This is a genomic window from Thermococcus profundus, assembly GCF_002214585.1.
Classification (GTDB): domain Archaea; phylum Methanobacteriota_B; class Thermococci; order Thermococcales; family Thermococcaceae; genus Thermococcus; species Thermococcus profundus.
The window spans coordinates 1,001,865-1,016,713 of the sequence record NZ_CP014862.1 but is presented as its reverse complement, the minus strand read 5'-3'; the positions used below and the strand labels follow the sequence as shown (position 1 = coordinate 1,016,713).

Sequence of the window (14,849 nt, the reverse complement as noted above, 5' to 3'; positions counted from 1 at the left end):
GTGATATGGGGATGAGGAAAGGTGTAGTAGCCCTTAGCTTCCTTTTATTTTTCCTCCTGCTTTTCAGTTATTTCTACCTCCCCTCAGAGCGTATGAACGACCTTTACCAGGAGATTCCAGCTCAAGTTAGGGAAAACTCTCAATTAATAGCGGCTTACTATTACTCTCAAACTGGTTTTAATGGCTTTAGAGAGTACCAGTTCGCTTTGTATGCCCCAGATAGCAAGGCCCTCAGCATTTACACTTTCAAGACGTACAAATTCTTGAAGATCTGGCCGAGAATGAAGAAAAGTAAGATAACCTGCAAGACTCCCTTTAACTACTCACTCCTAGCAACGAGCCCAGAAAAGTTGAATGACGTCAAAAACTGCAATAACTGCAGAGAACTCCTCTACAAGGACAAGATTTACAGGGATGAGGAGATTGAGAGCATTTACCCGTCGATTGAAGAAGTAATCAAGGGCAAGGAAAATGTCACTTACACTCAAATCGCCATTCTCAAAGATTCAGAGATTACTACTGGAACAATTGTAGATGTCTATGGGGACAAAATGTTCCCCACAGACGATGCTTATTATGGTAAAGGGTTGCTTTACCTACCGAGCCCCATGTTAAATTTCACAAGGGGTGTTGTCGTGGAGTTCCTGCCCGCGGACAATGGGACTATTAAAAGAATGATTCACTATCCTGGGAACATCACGCTCTCAGACACACTGGCTGGGCACTGTTCAAAAAACACCACGTGGGATTTAAAAGAAGTCTCGATAAGGCAGATCCTTCAGAAACTCAACTCACCCCAACTTCAGAAAGCTATTGGAAGAAACTCTAGAGCAAGATTTCGCATTTTCAAAGACGCTGGAACAGTGTACGCGTGGATAAGATGGATAGACAAGAACGATAATATTCACGCCGAGCTGAGAATATACCCTCCAGGAAGAATAGACAGAAGAAAGTTTGATTACATAAACGGCTATCACTGTAATTAGGGAGAAGGTGATACAGTGATAAAGCATTCCCTAGCTATCTTAATAATTTTCATTCTCTTTTCTTTTTTCGCGTACAACGCTTACACTTATCACGAGCTCTCAACAGCAGAAGGAGCATACAAGCTCGCTGGAATTCCAAAGGAGGAGGGTTTGATAGTGGTTTATCACGAGGATAATCTCTGGCAGTTTGCAACTTACAATTTGTGAAATCCAAGAGAGGCTTGAAACACGTATTGAAACCAAAGGGAGAATGAAAAATCCTTAATACTCCACGAACAGCCTGCCCAGCTCCGGAATCTTCTCCATAACGTCCATTTCCCTGAGGGCGAGCCAGAGTGAGGCCTGATTGCTAGTAACGACCGGAACACCAAGGTCTTCCTCAAGGGCCTCGATTATTTCAAAGGTTCTCCAATTGGTGCAGCTGATGAATATAGCATCCGCCTCGTCCATGAAGCTTGCCTTCGCGAGGCGATAGGCCTCGTATGGCTCCAGCCGACCTATCTTCAGGTTGTCCTCTATGCCGAGCCCCCTGATGTCCAGAACTTCGAACTCGTTGGCCTCGAGGAACTCCTTCTCCCGCTGGTTGATCTCGTCGGTGTAGGGGGTTACCACGAGTATCGACTGTGCATCGAGGATTTTTAGCGCCTCTATCACCGCCGTGCTCGTGCTTATAACGGGTATTTTGACTTCATCCTCTATCTTTGCCTCGATCTCTTTCTCATAGTCCTTTCCGCCGATGAATGAACCGCTCGTGCAGCCGTAGAGTATGAGCTCAACGCCTGCATCGCGCAGGAGCTTCGCGCTCTCAACGGCCAGTGAGCCCATCTTAACGAGCTCCTCCTCCGTAACGTTCCTCAGGGGCATCCGCGATGTGTGAAGGGAAACCCCCTCGGGGAGGTAACCGTGAAGCTCCATCTCCATCGTTGTGTTTGAGGAGGGAACTATAAGGCCGAGCCTTCCGCGCCATCCGTACATATCTTCCACCTTAAAGAGGTCTGAGAAAAGGGCTATTAAACCTTTGGTTCCGGAAACTTTGATAAGCCTAAAAGTTCATTTTCCCCGGTGTGGGAAGATGGAGCTTGATGAAGCCATCATGAGGCGTGCATCAGTGAGGTATTTCTTGGAGGAACCGGTGAGCGACGATGAGATAACGGCACTCGTAGAAGCCGCTATACGTGCGCCGACTGCAAGCGGCCTTGAAAACTGGCTGTTCGTCGTCTTCAAGAGCGCTGAAGCCAGGAAAAAGATCTACGACCTCATCGGGGAGGGCATGGTCGAATACTACCGCGCAGTGAACCTTCCGGAGGATAAGATCAAGAAGCTCAAGAGGGGAATCTATGAGGAAGGAATGTACAGGGCACCGGTCTACATCGCCGTCTTTATAGACAGGAGGGTTCGCTTCCTCAAAGGGAAGGAGTTCGACGAGGTTGAGTTCATCTGGAGCGTGGAGAGCGCGGCGATGGCAATCCAGAACCTCATGCTCAAGGCCGTTGAGCTGGGCCTTGGAACAGTCTACATAGGCGTTACCAACTTCAGGGGAATCGAGAAGAAGGTTAGAGAGCTCGCCGGCCTCGATGAAAACTACTACCTCGTCGGGGTTATCCCCGTTGGCAGGCCCAAAGAGGAGGTGAAGCCGCGGAAGAGGCGGAGGAGTTTTAAAGAAGTCGTGGTGATGCTCTGAGCGCGTGTTGCTGGGAGCATGAAAATCCTAAAATTTTCTTGAACCATCAGCCCACAAGCATCGCTTCAGGCCCGATATCCCTCCATCTCCACTGCCTCTTATCGCGTGATGGGGCCCCGGTTCGGGCTGATGTGAAGAGGGCCGAACGCTTCCCGCCCTTCCGATGTTAAGCGCCGACTCTTATTACCTCCACCCATGCAGAGTGGTAGGCGGATCCGTCTCCGTATCCCTCAACGGTCTCGTCAGCCGTCAGGAAGTTCGCATTCCAGCCGAGGAGCTTGACCCAAAAGGCCTTGTAGAGGATCACCACACCTCTGGGAACGTCCTCAGTGAGCTTCACGGTGGTCCTTACCCTTCCGTTATCGTTGAAGACCTCAACTTCGTCGCCCTCCCTTATCCCCCTCTCTCCGGCGTCGAGTGGGTTCATGTAGAGGTTTGGATCGATCATTCCGTATGTGTTGTGGTACTGGCTCGTTATCGTCATCCTGTACGTTGGCGTTAGAAGCTTCAGCGGATACTTCCCCTTTCTCTTCCGATACTCCGGGAAGGGTGAAAGACCCCTTGATATCGCCCTCTGGGAACAGAACTCTATCTTTCCGCTTGGGGTGCTCCACTTCCTCGGCTTCTCAGGAACTTTGACGAAGCCCCTTCTCCTCAGCTCCTTCCAGCTCAGGCCGTTGATTTCCAGTATTTTCCGTACAACCTCCTCATCGGTCTCGTAGAGGTGGGGGCTCTCGATGCCGAGGGCCTTCGCGAGAAGCCTCGTGACCTCGCTGTTGCTCTTCCCGTAGAGCTTTGCAACCGGCTCGTTCAGAGCCACGTAGCGGTGGTAGTAGCTGTCGGCTATGTCGAGCCTCTCGAAGAAGGTGTTCGCCGGCAAAACTACGTCTGAGTAGAGCGCCGTATCCGTAAGGAAGATGTCGTGGGTGACTACGAAAACGTCGCTCTCTTTAAGGGCCCTCCTGAGTCGATTCTGGTTGGGCAGACTGGCCAGCGGGTTGGAGTTGTAAACGTAGAGGAACTTTATCTCACCATTCTCGATGTATTCGGCGAGCTTCATCTGGGGGATTCTCCTGGCGGGTCTGGTTCTCAGGAACGCCCCCTCCGCGTAGGACTTATCGATAGTCTTCATGTCGTAGATGAAGCCGAAGCGGTGGCCAACGAGCGCTGGAAGGATCGCTATTGCCCTAACGGCCTCTCCCCCTGAGAGGGAGCGCTGAAAGCCATAGCCGATGTGGATTATGCCCCTCTTCTCTGCAAATCCAAAGGCAAAATCCTCGATCTCTTCCCCCGAGAGGCCGGTTTCTTTAATTACATAATCAAGCGATAGTGGTTTTACATAATTCTTGAATTCTTCAAAACCATAGACGTTTTCCCTCACGAATTCCCCATCGTAGAGCTCGTTTTCTATCATCAGTTTTGCGACGGCCAATGCGAAGAGGACGTCTGTTTCCGGTCTTATCTGGAAGAAGCGGTGGGAGCGCTTTGCCGTCTCGGTTTTCACAACATCAACCGTCCAGATCTCAAGGCTGTGCTTTTTGGCGAGCATGAAGCCGTGGAGGTTCGTCCAGAAGGGGTTGAGGCCCCAGTAGACGATCAGCTTTTGGTTCTTAATCTCTTCCGGATCGAGACCAACGGCGGTTCCATAGACGTCCCTTAGCGCCTCCTGCCCGGCCCTGTCACATATCCCGTGGTCAAGCATAGCTGTGTTTAAGTAATGGAAGAGCCTCAGAGGGAAGGCGTAGTTAACAGCACCCCTATCACCTGCGTACTGGTAGACCAGAACGCTCTCGCTCCCGTGACTCTCTATCGTTTCCTTAAGCTTGTCAGCCACGAGAGCTATTGCCTCATCCCAGCCCACCTCTTCGAACTCACCGCTTCCCCTCTCCCCTGTACGTATCAGAGGGGCCCTTAACCGCTCAGTTGACTGGAACCACCTGGGGAGAAGCGCCCCCTTCGGGCAGAGGAAGCCCCCGGTTATAGGGTGCTCTGGATTACCCTTAACTGCCAGCTTGCCATCCCTGAACTCGCTTATTATTGAGCAGGTGTCGTAGCAGTCCCGCATGCAGACCGAGAACAAGATATCACCCCCAGATCCCGAGGCTGGGGGGAAGGGTTATGCCCATGCTCATGAAGCCCCCCAGGAGCAGGGCCGGAAACACACGCCCCCTCTCTATGCCCAGGATGTAAGCTGCCAGGGCGCCGGTCCATATTCCCGTCCCGGGCAGGGGGATTGCGACGAAAACCAGGAGACCCCAGAAACCCCACTTCTCGATGTACGGATGGGCCTTCTTCCTTACTCTCCCCACGTAGTAGAGGTACAGGCGGGCGAGCTTCCTCAGAGGGGTTCCCTCTAGCCAAGTCATCATCCCGTCTATGTACGGAAGAAAGAGCGGCAGGAGCAGAGATAGAAGAAGAACACCGATGCTTGAAGCGGTTATCGTCTCCCAGAGCGGATATCCTCTTCCGATCCCGTAGACTACGGCGTACCTGCCTTCGAGAGTTGGAAAAAGTGATATCGCAAGGATTTCAAGAAAACCCCTCACCCAGAACCCCCCTAGATCAGTCCTTCGTTGTAGAGGGCATGATAGGCTTTAAGAAGCGCCTGCTGAACCTTCTTCGGCCCGAAAGTTCTGACCGCCTTCCCAAGCCCTTCGTTGTAAATCCGCCTGAGGATGAAGTCAGTTTCGCGGTTGAGGTTGAGCTTGCCCTGGTTTTCAAGGTAGAGGCGCGCTATCTCCACCGGCTCGCGGTAGTTGAGGCCCTTCAGCCACTTGAGCGGAATTCCATCATCGAAGCGCTTGACGACCTCGAAGCCGATGATCGTAACCTCGTCGTCCCCGTAGAGCTCCCCGTAGATTTTGTTCAGTGCCCTCAACAGTTCTTTAACGTCGGAGAAGCCGTCCAGCCTGGCATCCTCGTTGGTGAGCTCTTTAACTTTCTTCTTCTCCACCTTGGTTATCCTTACCTTGGCAATGACTGTGTCGCTTGGAGTTATAACAAGGTAAACCTCCTTCCCAGGTTTTGCCTCGTAGTCCCCGTAGCGTATCGTCGTTACCTTATTCCCGCTCAGGATCCTCGACTTGTAGGCGGAGTCAATCAGCATGAACTTCCTTATCTGAACGCTCTTCCCTCTCCTCACTCTCGATCCCCCTTATTATCTCAACGACGTCCTCCAGGGATCTTATCACAAAGTCGGCGTATTCGAGGTACTCCAGCTCCCTGCTAGCATACTTGCCGTATTTAAACCACACCGTTCTCATGCCGATCTGCTTTGCCCCGTAGATGTCGGAGTACAGCCTGTCCCCGACCATCAGGGCTTCTTCAGGACTTACCCCGAAGCGTCCCACCGCTTTCTCAAAGATCTTCCTGTGGGGCTTCTTCACGCCGACGAAGTCGGAGATGAGGACTTCGTCGAAGTAGTCCTCTATTTCAGTTCGCAGTATCTTCTCCCACTGCTTTATCGGATCGCCGTCGGTGATGACCCCGAGCCTGAGTCCCATCTCCTTAAGGCGGAGCAGGGTTCTCTTTGCCCCTTTGACCGTCTTTAAGTGGGCCATCTTCGTGTTGTGGTAGTTTATGACCCCCGCGGCTACCCACTTCGGATTGTATGGGAGATCGAGCCTCCTCAGCAGGTAGTCGAAGTGGTGCGAGAAGTTGCTCCCGTACTCGTTTATCAGCTCAAGGAGCTCATGATAGGCTATTCCAAAGTCAACGGGCATTCCCGCTCGAATCATACCCTCAATAGCGTTTTTTCTCGCCATCTCGGCCAGTTTTGTAGTGTCTATGAGGGTGTCATCCAGGTCGAAGAGAACGACCTTTATCATCGCTTCCACCGCCCGAGTTTGGTTGGGATGGTATTTAATGATGATGGTGGGCAAGGTTTATAAAACCGCGGCTCAACCATCTCCGAGGCGAGACCGGTGGAGCGAGAGATAACAGAGGAGAAGCTCCAGAAGTATTTTAGAATAACGGAGGAGGCCCTAAAAACCCTTGAGGTGGCAGTCCACGAGAAGAGCCTCCTTATGAAGGTCGCGGAGGATTTTTTGACCATGGCCAGGAGCTATTTTGAGGACGCGAGGTACTACTACGAGAGGGGGGATTACGTTACCGCTTTCGCCGCTCTAAACTACGCCCACGGCTTTATCGACGCAGGTGTAAGACTCGGGGTTTTCAGAGGGGAGGACGACAGGCTGTTCGCCTTTGGCTGAGGTGAGAAGGATGGGAGACTACGTGGTTGTGCTTGAGGCCCCTATAATAGTCCGGGACGTTGAGACGAGCGAGGATGCCATAAACGTGGCAGTGAGCAAGGTGGCCAAGGCGCTGAACAAGGAGAACCTCGACTTCGTGAGGGTTGAGATAGGCTACTCCCAGTGCCCCGTCTGCGGGGCCCACTTCGAGAGCGCCTTTGTAATAGGCTCCGTGGGTCTGGTTGGGATGTACCTCACTCTCAAGGTCTTCAACGCTCAGAGCATCGAGCACGCGGAGAGAATAGCCAAAGCCGTGGTTGGGAAGGCCCTCAAAAAGGTTCCGCTGAAGGTCTACGAGATAAGGGAGATCGAGGGGGAAGAGGAAGGAAACGGGGTGGAGTTAGAATAGCTTTTCTTCGGGATTTTCCTCCCGCTCCCCTTCGCTTTTCTCGGCGGATAAGTAGACCTCCAATCCTCCCAGGCTATACACTATGAGCCCAACGGTCGACATAGCCGCAGACAGGAGAAGCGTGGTGGCTCCGAAATAGTGATAGTACTGGAGCTTTGAGAGCTCAGCAAACACCAGCCCAACTATGCCAAGGACGATGTAACCTCCGGGGTTGTTCCTCACGACGTTCCAGATTCTATCGAGCACGTACACCTTCCGGATGAAGTAGTAGGCAGGGACCACTAGGAGAAGGGCAGGCATGCCGATTATCACTTCGATGATCCTGGCTAAGGGGCCAAAGATAATCAGCGGTATGGAAACAATGAGAAGCAACACCAACACAACGAGAAACGTTAAGACCTCTGAAGCGATGAGAGCCGGAAATGCCCTGAGAGAGGATCTAATGATCTCCCCGATGGAGACCTCTTTTTTCTGGGATATAGATACCGCGGCATCGATGAGTGCGTAGTAGGAGAACAGAACCGACAGCAGTATCCATATCGAAGCTACAATGGTCTTTGGAAGATCCCTCTTCACCCGGTCTACCACCCGACGGTACTCCTGATACGTGCTCTGATAGACTGAAAGTCCACAGCACTCCGTTATCCTCTCATCTGGGTGGTAGTACTCATCATCGCATTTCAGGGTGAGGTTCCGAGTGTTCGGGATAATATCCAGTGTCCTGTGGCATGCTATCGCGTCATCCTCCTTCACCATCCTGTCCATGAGCTCGTGCATCTTGCTGTAATCCCTCGTGAAGTCAATGAGGAGCGGAAACGGAAGAATCGATGTCAAGAGGACTGCTATAAAGATCAAGCTCAGAAACTTTTTATCGCGGATAGTCCTCCCAATGTCAATACGAGGAGTTTCCATAATACCCCCACCGAGTTGTGTTGTACAAGGTGTATTTAATGGTTTCCAGCGGCGGACAAAAACTTTTAAACACTCCCCAATCAACCACAGACATAACCGTTGGAGGTTTTGCCATGGCGAAGTTCATATTTGTCACGGGTGGTGTCGTTAGTGGCCTTGGAAAAGGTATCACCAGCGCTTCTCTCGGCATGCTCATGAAGGCCCGCGGCTTCAGGACGACCAACATCAAGATAGATCCCTACCTGAACTACGACGCCGGAACGATGAACCCCTACCAGCACGGTGAAGTTTTCGTTCTCGATGATGGCGGGGAGGTTGACCTCGACCTGGGCAACTACGAGCGCTTTCTCGACACCAGCCTGACATTTGACCACAACATAACCACGGGCAAGATCTATTCCGCGGTCATAGAGCGGGAGAGGAGAGGCGATTATCTGGGGGCCACAGTTCAGGTCATTCCACACATAACCGACGAGATAAAATCCCGCATAAGGGAGATAGCGAGGGATCACGACGTAGTCATTGTTGAAATCGGCGGAACTGTCGGCGACATAGAGAGCATGCCCTTCCTCGAGGCGGCAAGGCAGATGCAGCTCGAAGAGGGAAGAGAGAACGTGGCATTCGTACACGTAACCTACGTACCCAAGCTCCGAGTTGTCGGCGAGCAGAAGACAAAGCCGACCCAGCACAGCGTCAAAGAACTCCGCTCCCTTGGAATCCAGCCGGATGCCATAGTGGCCCGCTCGGAAGAGCCCCTTGAGGAGTCCGCGAGGAGGAAGATAAGCCTCTTCACCAACGTTCCTGAGGAAGCAGTCATAAGCGCCTACGACGTGGAGGACACCTACGAAGTCCCGCTGATGCTTGAAAAGGAGGGCCTCCCCCGTTACCTCACCAAGAGGCTGGGCCTTCCGGAGAGGGAGCCGGAGCTGAAAGCCTGGCGCGAGATGGTTGGGAAGTACAAGTCCCTCACCGATACCGTTGAGATAGCCATAGTTGGCAAGTACACAAAGCTCTCGGACTCCTACCTGAGCATCAAGGAAGCCCTGAAGCACTCTAGCGTGGCAAACGGCGTAAAGGTGAAAATAAGGTGGGTCGAGGCCGAGGACGTGGAGAAGCACGGCGTTGGTCTCCTAGAAGGGGTGGACGGAATAATCGTCCCCGGCGGTTTCGGTGCCAGGGGTACGGAGGGCAAGATGATGGCCATACGGTACGCCAGGGAGAACGACATCCCGTTCCTCGGGATCTGCTTCGGCTTCCAGCTCACCGTTGTGGAGTTCGCGAGAAACGTCCTCGGACTTGAAGGGGCGCACTCGACCGAGATAGACCCCCAGACGCCTTACCCCGTCGTTGATTTAATGCCCGAGCAGCGCGAGCTTGACAGGCTTGGGGGGACGATGAGGCTCGGCGCATATCCGGTGAAGGTTTTCCCGGAGACCCTGGCCTACAGCCTCTATGGAAGGGAGCTCATCTACGAGCGCCACAGACACCGCTGGGAAGTTAACCCCGAGTTCGTGGAGGATTTTGAAAAGGCGGGCCTCGTTTTCAGCGGCATAGCTGGCGACGACGAAAGGAGGATGGAGATCCTTGAGCTTCCCGATCACAGATACTTCATAGCGACCCAGTTCCACCCCGAGTTCAAGTCGAGGCCGATGAACCCGGCGCCCGTCTTCAGGGGGCTCGTTGGGGCGGCAAAGAAAAAGAGGTACGGGGAGTGATTTTTCTTTCTACCTACCTCTCGGATATTTTCTTTCCGTAACGGAGCCTGTATGTGACGTTTCCTACCTTCACAAGTTCCGGGTCGTGGGTTGCTGCTATGATGATACGGTCCTCTTTTAGGCGTTGTATCAAGGACAGGAGGCGTTCTGTCGACTCCCCGTCGAGATACGCTGTGGGCTCATCCATTATCAGAACCTCCGGGTTCTTTGAAAGTGCCATGACTATCGCTATTCTTCGCTTCTCACCTCCGCTGACCTGGTGTGCCTTCTTGTTCAAAAGCTGTCTCACTCCAAGTTCATCTGCGAGATTGAGGGCCAGTTTTTTGTGTTCAGCATTGAGCTTTCCGGCGGCATTGAGGGCTAGTTCTATGTTCTCCCAAAGAGTTAATGAGGGGACAAAGATAGGTTCTTGGAAACTTATGCCTATCCTCTTTCTCAGATTCCTCAGATCCTCTTTGCTTAGAGAGTACGGGTTAGTATTGCCGTACCAAACCGTTCCAGACGTTGGGGGAAGGAGAGTCCCGATGGCTTTTAGGAGGGTCGTTTTTCCCGAACCGCTTGGTCCAAAGACAACGGTGAGCGCGCCCCTCGGGAAAGTACCGGTGAATTCTTTGAGTGCGGGCAGCCCCTGCCGTTACGCTGCCTGTACACTACCGTCAGGTTCTCAACTGATATTGATTGGAAACCATTCAAAATTCACACCCCCGCTTAATCCTTGCCCCAAACACCGCGCTGTAAATTAGGATTCCTGCTGTGAAACCAATCATTGGAAGCGTTAGATACCACAGGAGTTTTGCATCCGGGAGAAAGCCCATGGAGTACACTTCGTAGGCATCTCTGAAAATGGTGAATGGCAGGAAGAGCGGTGGGAGTAGAAGGAGTAGTGGAAGGAATAGCTCTTTAATATCCCCACCGTTTATCTCTGTTAGGCAGTGTACAACAGCAGCCCTCTCTGCGTCCCTGGCTCCGACTACAGCGGAAGTTAAAATCATAAGGATTGCTGAGAGCAGCATGGGGAGTGTACCGCTTATTTTTGAATACTCTTGAATGATAGTTCCACTGGTCGTTCTAACCGAGGCAAACTCGCCGATTACGTCTTTATATTCGGAGGCTGTTAAGTTGACAGCCTTGATCGTATCCATATCCCCATAGAACAGGATGTACTGCGGGTACAATCTTTGGGATTCATCCCCCTTGCCAAATACAGAGCACTCCACAAATGTGTCTGCAAAGCCAACGTCACTGGGAAGGTCGACTACTTTATATGGTATCGAAAATGTACGGACCATGCCGTTTTCCGTTGAAAGCCCAAAGGCGAGAAGACCTTTCTCCTTTTTGAAGCCTTGGAACTTCAAGTTCAGCTGATCCTCCGTTGTTATGAGTTTTCCTCTGTTTGACGAGAGCAGGGAATAGAGCTTTCCTGCCAAGGAACTCCTTCGTGCCGAATTTCTTAAAAACTCCAAAAAATCCTCCTTGTAGCAGGGCAGGTTTCCCCGCCCCTCAATAAACTGTTCACTGTCCACTCTGACAACACTTCCAGCGTTCCATATTGTTGTATAGGGTGTTTCTCTCGCCTCTAGGACCGCCGTTACAGCGTCATAGGCTTCATTTGTTTGGTTGAATCTGCTTGGAGTGTATTTGAATCCCACGATGCCTGTAGCACCTACGGTCATGTCAATTCCACTCACTATTGAGGTGAGGGGTGTGGACAGTATGAAGCCGGTATAAAGAAAAAGCAGTACTAGGGGAAGGACGCTGGGCACTATTGTCCGTGTAATTCCCCTCTGCCCTATGCTCCCTTTGATTTCAATCAGCAGGGGAAGTATTGACACCCCTCCAATCCCCATTAGAGCAAGGGGCCCGTATCTGAAGAGAGATATCCACAGCGATTCCCGTTTGTTAATGTCAAATAGGGGGAGTCCCAGAGTGAGGACGTTAGTTGCCTTGATCCTCAGCGCCATGTTGAAGTAGGAGGCTATTCCGAGGACACCCAACAGGGAGATGAAGACAAGTATCTCCCTCCACTGAGTTATTTCCTTGCCTGTTAGGAACACCCTCAGAGAAAAGAGAACCAGCACAATAAAAGCGGTTGCCAATCCCATCGCTCTATCCAGCAATAGGAATGATGTCCCTGCTCCCAGCAGAACTATGCCCGCTGTTAAGACATCGACTACGAAGTCACTCCCTCCATTTACCCCCATGACCTCCCTCATTTTCAGCTCGTTTGCCTGTTCCTGCTTGAACAGGATCAATATCGCGGGAGTGACTGGGAGGAGCAAGATTAGGTACTCCAGGATATGGCTCACAGGCGTTTTTTGACTTTCCGTTGCCTTTACCCATTCGGGGGTGATGACGTACAGAGACGGACTTACGTTATGTTCTCTGAATTTGGGAAGGATGAGGTCGTAAAATGCGTTAACATCAACTTTTCCAGGGAGAATAACGAAAATCCACTCCCCAGCGCCGACATTCTTGAGGTTCTGATCGGTTTCAGTGTAGTTCAAAAACCTGCTCAAGAGTTTTCCCGAGGAGATGCACCACTCTTCATATTGCGAATAGTCAAGGAGGGATGAGAGAACGCGGGCTTTTTCACTGGAAGTGTTTAAGGGGAGTGCACACTCTATCGTAATGTTGTAGAGTGGATTCCTTGTGTATCCCTTTTTCGTGGTTATCCACGGTGAATATGGGATGGTGCCTTTTGTGATTCTTTTGTTTGGTGAAGTGTAGCAGTCGGCTTCTCCAATTGGGCCGTCGAGGGGAACCAGAAGGACATGCCTCCCGTCGACGAATGCTGGATAGTAGATCTCGGGTTTGAGCCCCGCTTCCTCGACTATTCTCTCAACGTCGCCAAGTCGGAGTTCGTCAGTTCTATTTCCCAGGTAGACTTCAACAAAGTTTGGGTTGAAAATTAAGCGGTCGTTTGATCTCAGGTATTCTATTTTCCCGCTGCTGAGACCCCTCTCAAGCTCCATTACCAGGTATGTATTGGAGAAGCCTTCGTGACTGGGGTTTCCAGCGATCTCTAGCGTGGCCACGATCACTGCAGGAAAAACAGAAACAAGGAGCACCAGGATGGCAAAGAATGAAAACGACTTTAAGTAGTGCCTTAAAAACACCTTTAGCTTCATCGTATCTCCCCGCTCAGTTTATCTCGAAACTGTAGTTTCTCAAAGGTAATATGGATGGTGTTTATATCGCCCTTCAGTCGGACTAGTTCCTACTTTTATTCATTATTGTTATTTTGCAACTTACTTACATTAAAATAGTTTATAAAATTTTCTCCGAGATAATAATTCCAAACAGAGGATATCCCTCATCCCCAAGTCACGTTTCTGTTGAAGAGGAAGCGGACGATAAAGGATGCACCTATGCCAACGAGGTTAGCTAGGAGGTAGTTTATCCCCAAGTACACGAGGGGCGCGTATATGATCCACTGGACGATGGCCCCGGTTAATGCCGCAACGTGGAAGCTCAGGAGCCTTCTCCACAGGGAACGCTTTCTAAGGTCTCTGAAAGTCCAGAGGTCGTTCCAGAGGAAATTGTTTAGTATCGCAAGCTCGGTTGCCGGTACGTTGGCCACATACTTGTCCATCCCCAGCTCCGAGACGAAGAACCACAGAAATCCCTCGTTTACGAATATGCCGGACGTTCCGACGATGCTGAACTTTATCAGTCTGTCGAGTTCGCCCTCCCACTTCATAAGCCGGTAGACATGCTTGAGGTAGTTTATCATCGTCTTTCCGCTCAGCTTGCTCTCACCCGCTTTCCTCAATCCGAAGGTGAACGGGACCTCGACGACCCTTTTGTAGGTACCTTTGATCAGAATCTCCATGAGTATTTTGAAGCCTATTGGGTTCAGCTCCGCGTTCTCGACGACCTCTCGTTTAAGGGCAAAGAACCCACTTACCGGGTCCTTGACGCTCCTTATCTTGGGAAGTGCAATGCGCCCTATCATTATGGCGCCCTTTGAAATGAGCTTCCGATACCAGTACCAGTTCTTAACCCCTCCTCCGGGCACGTACCTGCTGGCTATTGCTATATCCGCTCCCTCTTCGATGGCCCCGACGAGTTCAGGTATTTTCTCAGGCGGATGCTGTAAGTCCGCGTCCATCACTACAAAAACATCCCCGGAGGCCTCTTTGAAGCCCCTGATAACGGCGGAAGAAAGGCCCTTCTCATTTATCCTTCGGATGACTTTGACTGGATAGCCCTTGGTCTTTCCCAGTGCTTCGGCGTATTCCCACGTCTTGTCAGGGGAGTCATCGTCGACCACCACGATTTCAAAATCGTAGCCCGCCCTCCCCAGTGAATCGGAGATCCTCTCGAAGAGCTCCTCCAGGTTGTCTCTCTCGTTGTACGTTGGTATTATCACGGACACCTTTATTTTATGCGTTTTTCCGTTCATTACATTCCCCCCGGGCCAGAAAATTAAAACCCGCAAACTTTATAAGCTTTGCAGGGGCCCTATTCCCGGGCATGGGGCCGTGGGGTAGCTTGGTCTATCCTGCGGGCTTTGGGAGCCCGTGACCCGGGTTCGAATCCCGGCGGCCCCACCATTCAGCCCTTTCTGACGAAAGCGCTGGCGGAAGAAAATGTGCTCTTTTAAAATACGAGTTCCAAAGGATTTATTCTCGAAAATCCAATTTGAGAGTGTTTGCTCCCAACAAGGCGTCCTTCAGACGCCAGAACAAAAAGCAAACCTCCTAAAATATTGATTTTAAAGTTAAATCCCTTGCTAATGCGTCACGAAAGAGTCACGCTTAGTGTTCTGCATTTCTGAGAGAAAGAGATTTTCCGATGAAACTTTGCTGGCAAAGTTTCAGCGCCGCTTTCACTGGCGTTTAAGCGTCCTTGACGAATGGCTGAAATAATTCTTAAGACAAAATCCACCGGGTAATAATGTTTTTAAAGCCCGATTATGACCTGGATTCAAATCTTGGAGACTCTACCAGTTTT

15 protein-coding genes and 1 tRNA gene are annotated in these 14,849 nt (G+C 51.2%); 7 read left to right on the top strand and 9 right to left on the bottom strand.

The features are described 5' to 3' along the window. Nucleotides 1-5: 5 nt before the first annotated feature. Complete coding sequence (locus A3L09_RS05550; RefSeq protein ID WP_088858006.1) at nucleotides 6-986, top strand: hypothetical protein; 981 nt, start codon at nucleotides 6-8, stop codon at nucleotides 984-986. Between the two features lie 15 nt (nucleotides 987-1,001). Next, nucleotides 1,002-1,193, top strand: coding sequence for a hypothetical protein (locus tag A3L09_RS05545; RefSeq protein ID WP_088858005.1), 192 nt, complete (start codon nucleotides 1,002-1,004; stop codon nucleotides 1,191-1,193). 54 nt (nucleotides 1,194-1,247) lie between these two features. Here A3L09_RS05545 and A3L09_RS05540 read toward each other — a convergent pair whose 3' ends face one another. Beyond that, the gene (locus tag A3L09_RS05540; protein WP_088858004.1) at nucleotides 1,248-1,961 is read right to left on the bottom strand and encodes a maleate cis-trans isomerase family protein; all 714 of its coding nucleotides are present in this window, start codon (nucleotides 1,959-1,961) and stop codon (nucleotides 1,248-1,250) included. Nucleotides 1,962-2,058: 97 nt separating this feature from the next. Here A3L09_RS05540 and A3L09_RS05535 point away from each other — a divergent pair, with 97 nt between their 5' ends. Continuing rightward, nucleotides 2,059-2,667, top strand: a complete 609-nt coding sequence (locus A3L09_RS05535) for a nitroreductase family protein (protein ID WP_088858003.1) — start codon at nucleotides 2,059-2,061, stop codon at nucleotides 2,665-2,667. Nucleotides 2,668-2,833: 166 nt separating this feature from the next. Here A3L09_RS05535 and A3L09_RS05530 read toward each other — a convergent pair whose 3' ends face one another. From A3L09_RS05530 to A3L09_RS05515, 4 genes are read right to left on the bottom strand one after another with little or no spacing between them, the layout of a single operon-like run. Next, nucleotides 2,834-4,732 (bottom strand): molybdopterin-dependent oxidoreductase, encoded by a 1,899-nt coding sequence (locus A3L09_RS05530; RefSeq protein WP_088858998.1) that lies wholly within the window; start codon nucleotides 4,730-4,732, stop codon nucleotides 2,834-2,836. 19 nt (nucleotides 4,733-4,751) lie between these two features. Beyond that, complete coding sequence (locus tag A3L09_RS05525; RefSeq protein WP_088858002.1) at nucleotides 4,752-5,213, bottom strand: COG2426 family protein; 462 nt, start codon at nucleotides 5,211-5,213, stop codon at nucleotides 4,752-4,754. 11 nt (nucleotides 5,214-5,224) lie between these two features. Then, the gene (locus A3L09_RS05520; protein WP_088858997.1) at nucleotides 5,225-5,773 is read right to left on the bottom strand and encodes an ASCH domain-containing protein; all 549 of its coding nucleotides are present in this window, start codon (nucleotides 5,771-5,773) and stop codon (nucleotides 5,225-5,227) included. Next, entirely contained in the window at nucleotides 5,763-6,494 is a 732-nt protein-coding gene (locus A3L09_RS05515; protein ID WP_088858001.1) for a TIGR02253 family HAD-type hydrolase, read from the bottom strand. The genes A3L09_RS05520 and A3L09_RS05515 overlap by 11 nt, the downstream gene beginning before the upstream one ends. A gap of 96 nt (nucleotides 6,495-6,590) precedes the next feature. Here A3L09_RS05515 and A3L09_RS05510 point away from each other — a divergent pair, with 96 nt between their 5' ends. After that, a complete protein-coding gene (locus A3L09_RS05510; RefSeq protein ID WP_088858000.1) occupies nucleotides 6,591-6,878 on the top strand; it encodes a DUF357 domain-containing protein in 288 nt (95 codons plus the stop codon). A gap of 10 nt (nucleotides 6,879-6,888) precedes the next feature. Further along, nucleotides 6,889-7,266, top strand: coding sequence for a DUF555 domain-containing protein (locus tag A3L09_RS05505; protein WP_088857999.1), 378 nt, complete (start codon nucleotides 6,889-6,891; stop codon nucleotides 7,264-7,266). Here A3L09_RS05505 and A3L09_RS05500 read toward each other — a convergent pair. Beyond that, nucleotides 7,258-8,178 (bottom strand): hypothetical protein, encoded by a 921-nt coding sequence (locus A3L09_RS05500; protein WP_088857998.1) that lies wholly within the window; start codon nucleotides 8,176-8,178, stop codon nucleotides 7,258-7,260. The two genes, A3L09_RS05505 and A3L09_RS05500, sit on opposite strands and share 9 nt — an antisense overlap. A gap of 113 nt (nucleotides 8,179-8,291) precedes the next feature. Between A3L09_RS05500 and pyrG the strand changes: the two genes are divergently transcribed. Further along, nucleotides 8,292-9,893: a glutamine hydrolyzing CTP synthase gene (gene pyrG, locus A3L09_RS05495; protein WP_088857997.1), complete on the top strand. Its 1,602-nt coding sequence runs from the start codon at nucleotides 8,292-8,294 to the stop codon at nucleotides 9,891-9,893. Nucleotides 9,894-9,906: 13 nt separating this feature from the next. On the opposite strand, the gene A3L09_RS05490 is transcribed toward pyrG, so the two are convergent. From A3L09_RS05490 to A3L09_RS05480, 3 genes are all read right to left on the bottom strand, one after another. Then, nucleotides 9,907-10,518, bottom strand: a complete 612-nt coding sequence (locus A3L09_RS05490; RefSeq protein WP_157727238.1) for an ABC transporter ATP-binding protein — start codon at nucleotides 10,516-10,518, stop codon at nucleotides 9,907-9,909. A 64-nt stretch (nucleotides 10,519-10,582) separates the two neighbouring features. Next, nucleotides 10,583-13,021 (bottom strand): hypothetical protein, encoded by a 2,439-nt coding sequence (locus tag A3L09_RS05485; protein WP_088857996.1) that lies wholly within the window; start codon nucleotides 13,019-13,021, stop codon nucleotides 10,583-10,585. A gap of 185 nt (nucleotides 13,022-13,206) precedes the next feature. Beyond that, nucleotides 13,207-14,298, bottom strand: a complete 1,092-nt coding sequence (locus A3L09_RS05480) for a glycosyltransferase (protein ID WP_232473595.1) — start codon at nucleotides 14,296-14,298, stop codon at nucleotides 13,207-13,209. A gap of 73 nt (nucleotides 14,299-14,371) precedes the next feature. On the opposite strand from A3L09_RS05480, the gene A3L09_RS05475 reads away from it, so the two are divergent. Next, nucleotides 14,372-14,449 (top strand) — tRNA-Pro (locus A3L09_RS05475). Nucleotides 14,450-14,849: the final 400 nt, after the last annotated feature.

Bases quoted from the DNA above. Each gene is read 5' to 3' on its own strand.
- A3L09_RS05550 (WP_088858006.1), top strand. From the start codon at position 6: ATGGGGATGAGGAAAGGTGTAGTAGCCCTTAGCTTCCTTTTATTTTTC.
- A3L09_RS05540 (WP_088858004.1), bottom strand. From the start codon at position 1,961: ATGTACGGATGGCGCGGAAGGCTCGGCCTTATAGTTCCCTCCTCAAAC.
- A3L09_RS05535 (WP_088858003.1), top strand. From the start codon at position 2,059: ATGGAGCTTGATGAAGCCATCATGAGGCGTGCATCAGTGAGGTATTTC.
- A3L09_RS05530 (WP_088858998.1), bottom strand. From the start codon at position 4,732: ATGCGGGACTGCTACGACACCTGCTCAATAATAAGCGAGTTCAGGGAT.
- A3L09_RS05520 (WP_088858997.1), bottom strand. From the start codon at position 5,773: ATGCTGATTGACTCCGCCTACAAGTCGAGGATCCTGAGCGGGAATAAG.
- A3L09_RS05515 (WP_088858001.1), bottom strand. From the start codon at position 6,494: ATGATAAAGGTCGTTCTCTTCGACCTGGATGACACCCTCATAGACACT.
- A3L09_RS05505 (WP_088857999.1), top strand. From the start codon at position 6,889: ATGGGAGACTACGTGGTTGTGCTTGAGGCCCCTATAATAGTCCGGGAC.
- A3L09_RS05500 (WP_088857998.1), bottom strand. From the start codon at position 8,178: ATGGAAACTCCTCGTATTGACATTGGGAGGACTATCCGCGATAAAAAG.
- pyrG (WP_088857997.1), top strand. From the start codon at position 8,292: ATGGCGAAGTTCATATTTGTCACGGGTGGTGTCGTTAGTGGCCTTGGA.
- A3L09_RS05485 (WP_088857996.1), bottom strand. From the start codon at position 13,021: ATGAAGCTAAAGGTGTTTTTAAGGCACTACTTAAAGTCGTTTTCATTC.
- A3L09_RS05480 (WP_232473595.1), bottom strand. From the start codon at position 14,298: ATGAACGGAAAAACGCATAAAATAAAGGTGTCCGTGATAATACCAACG.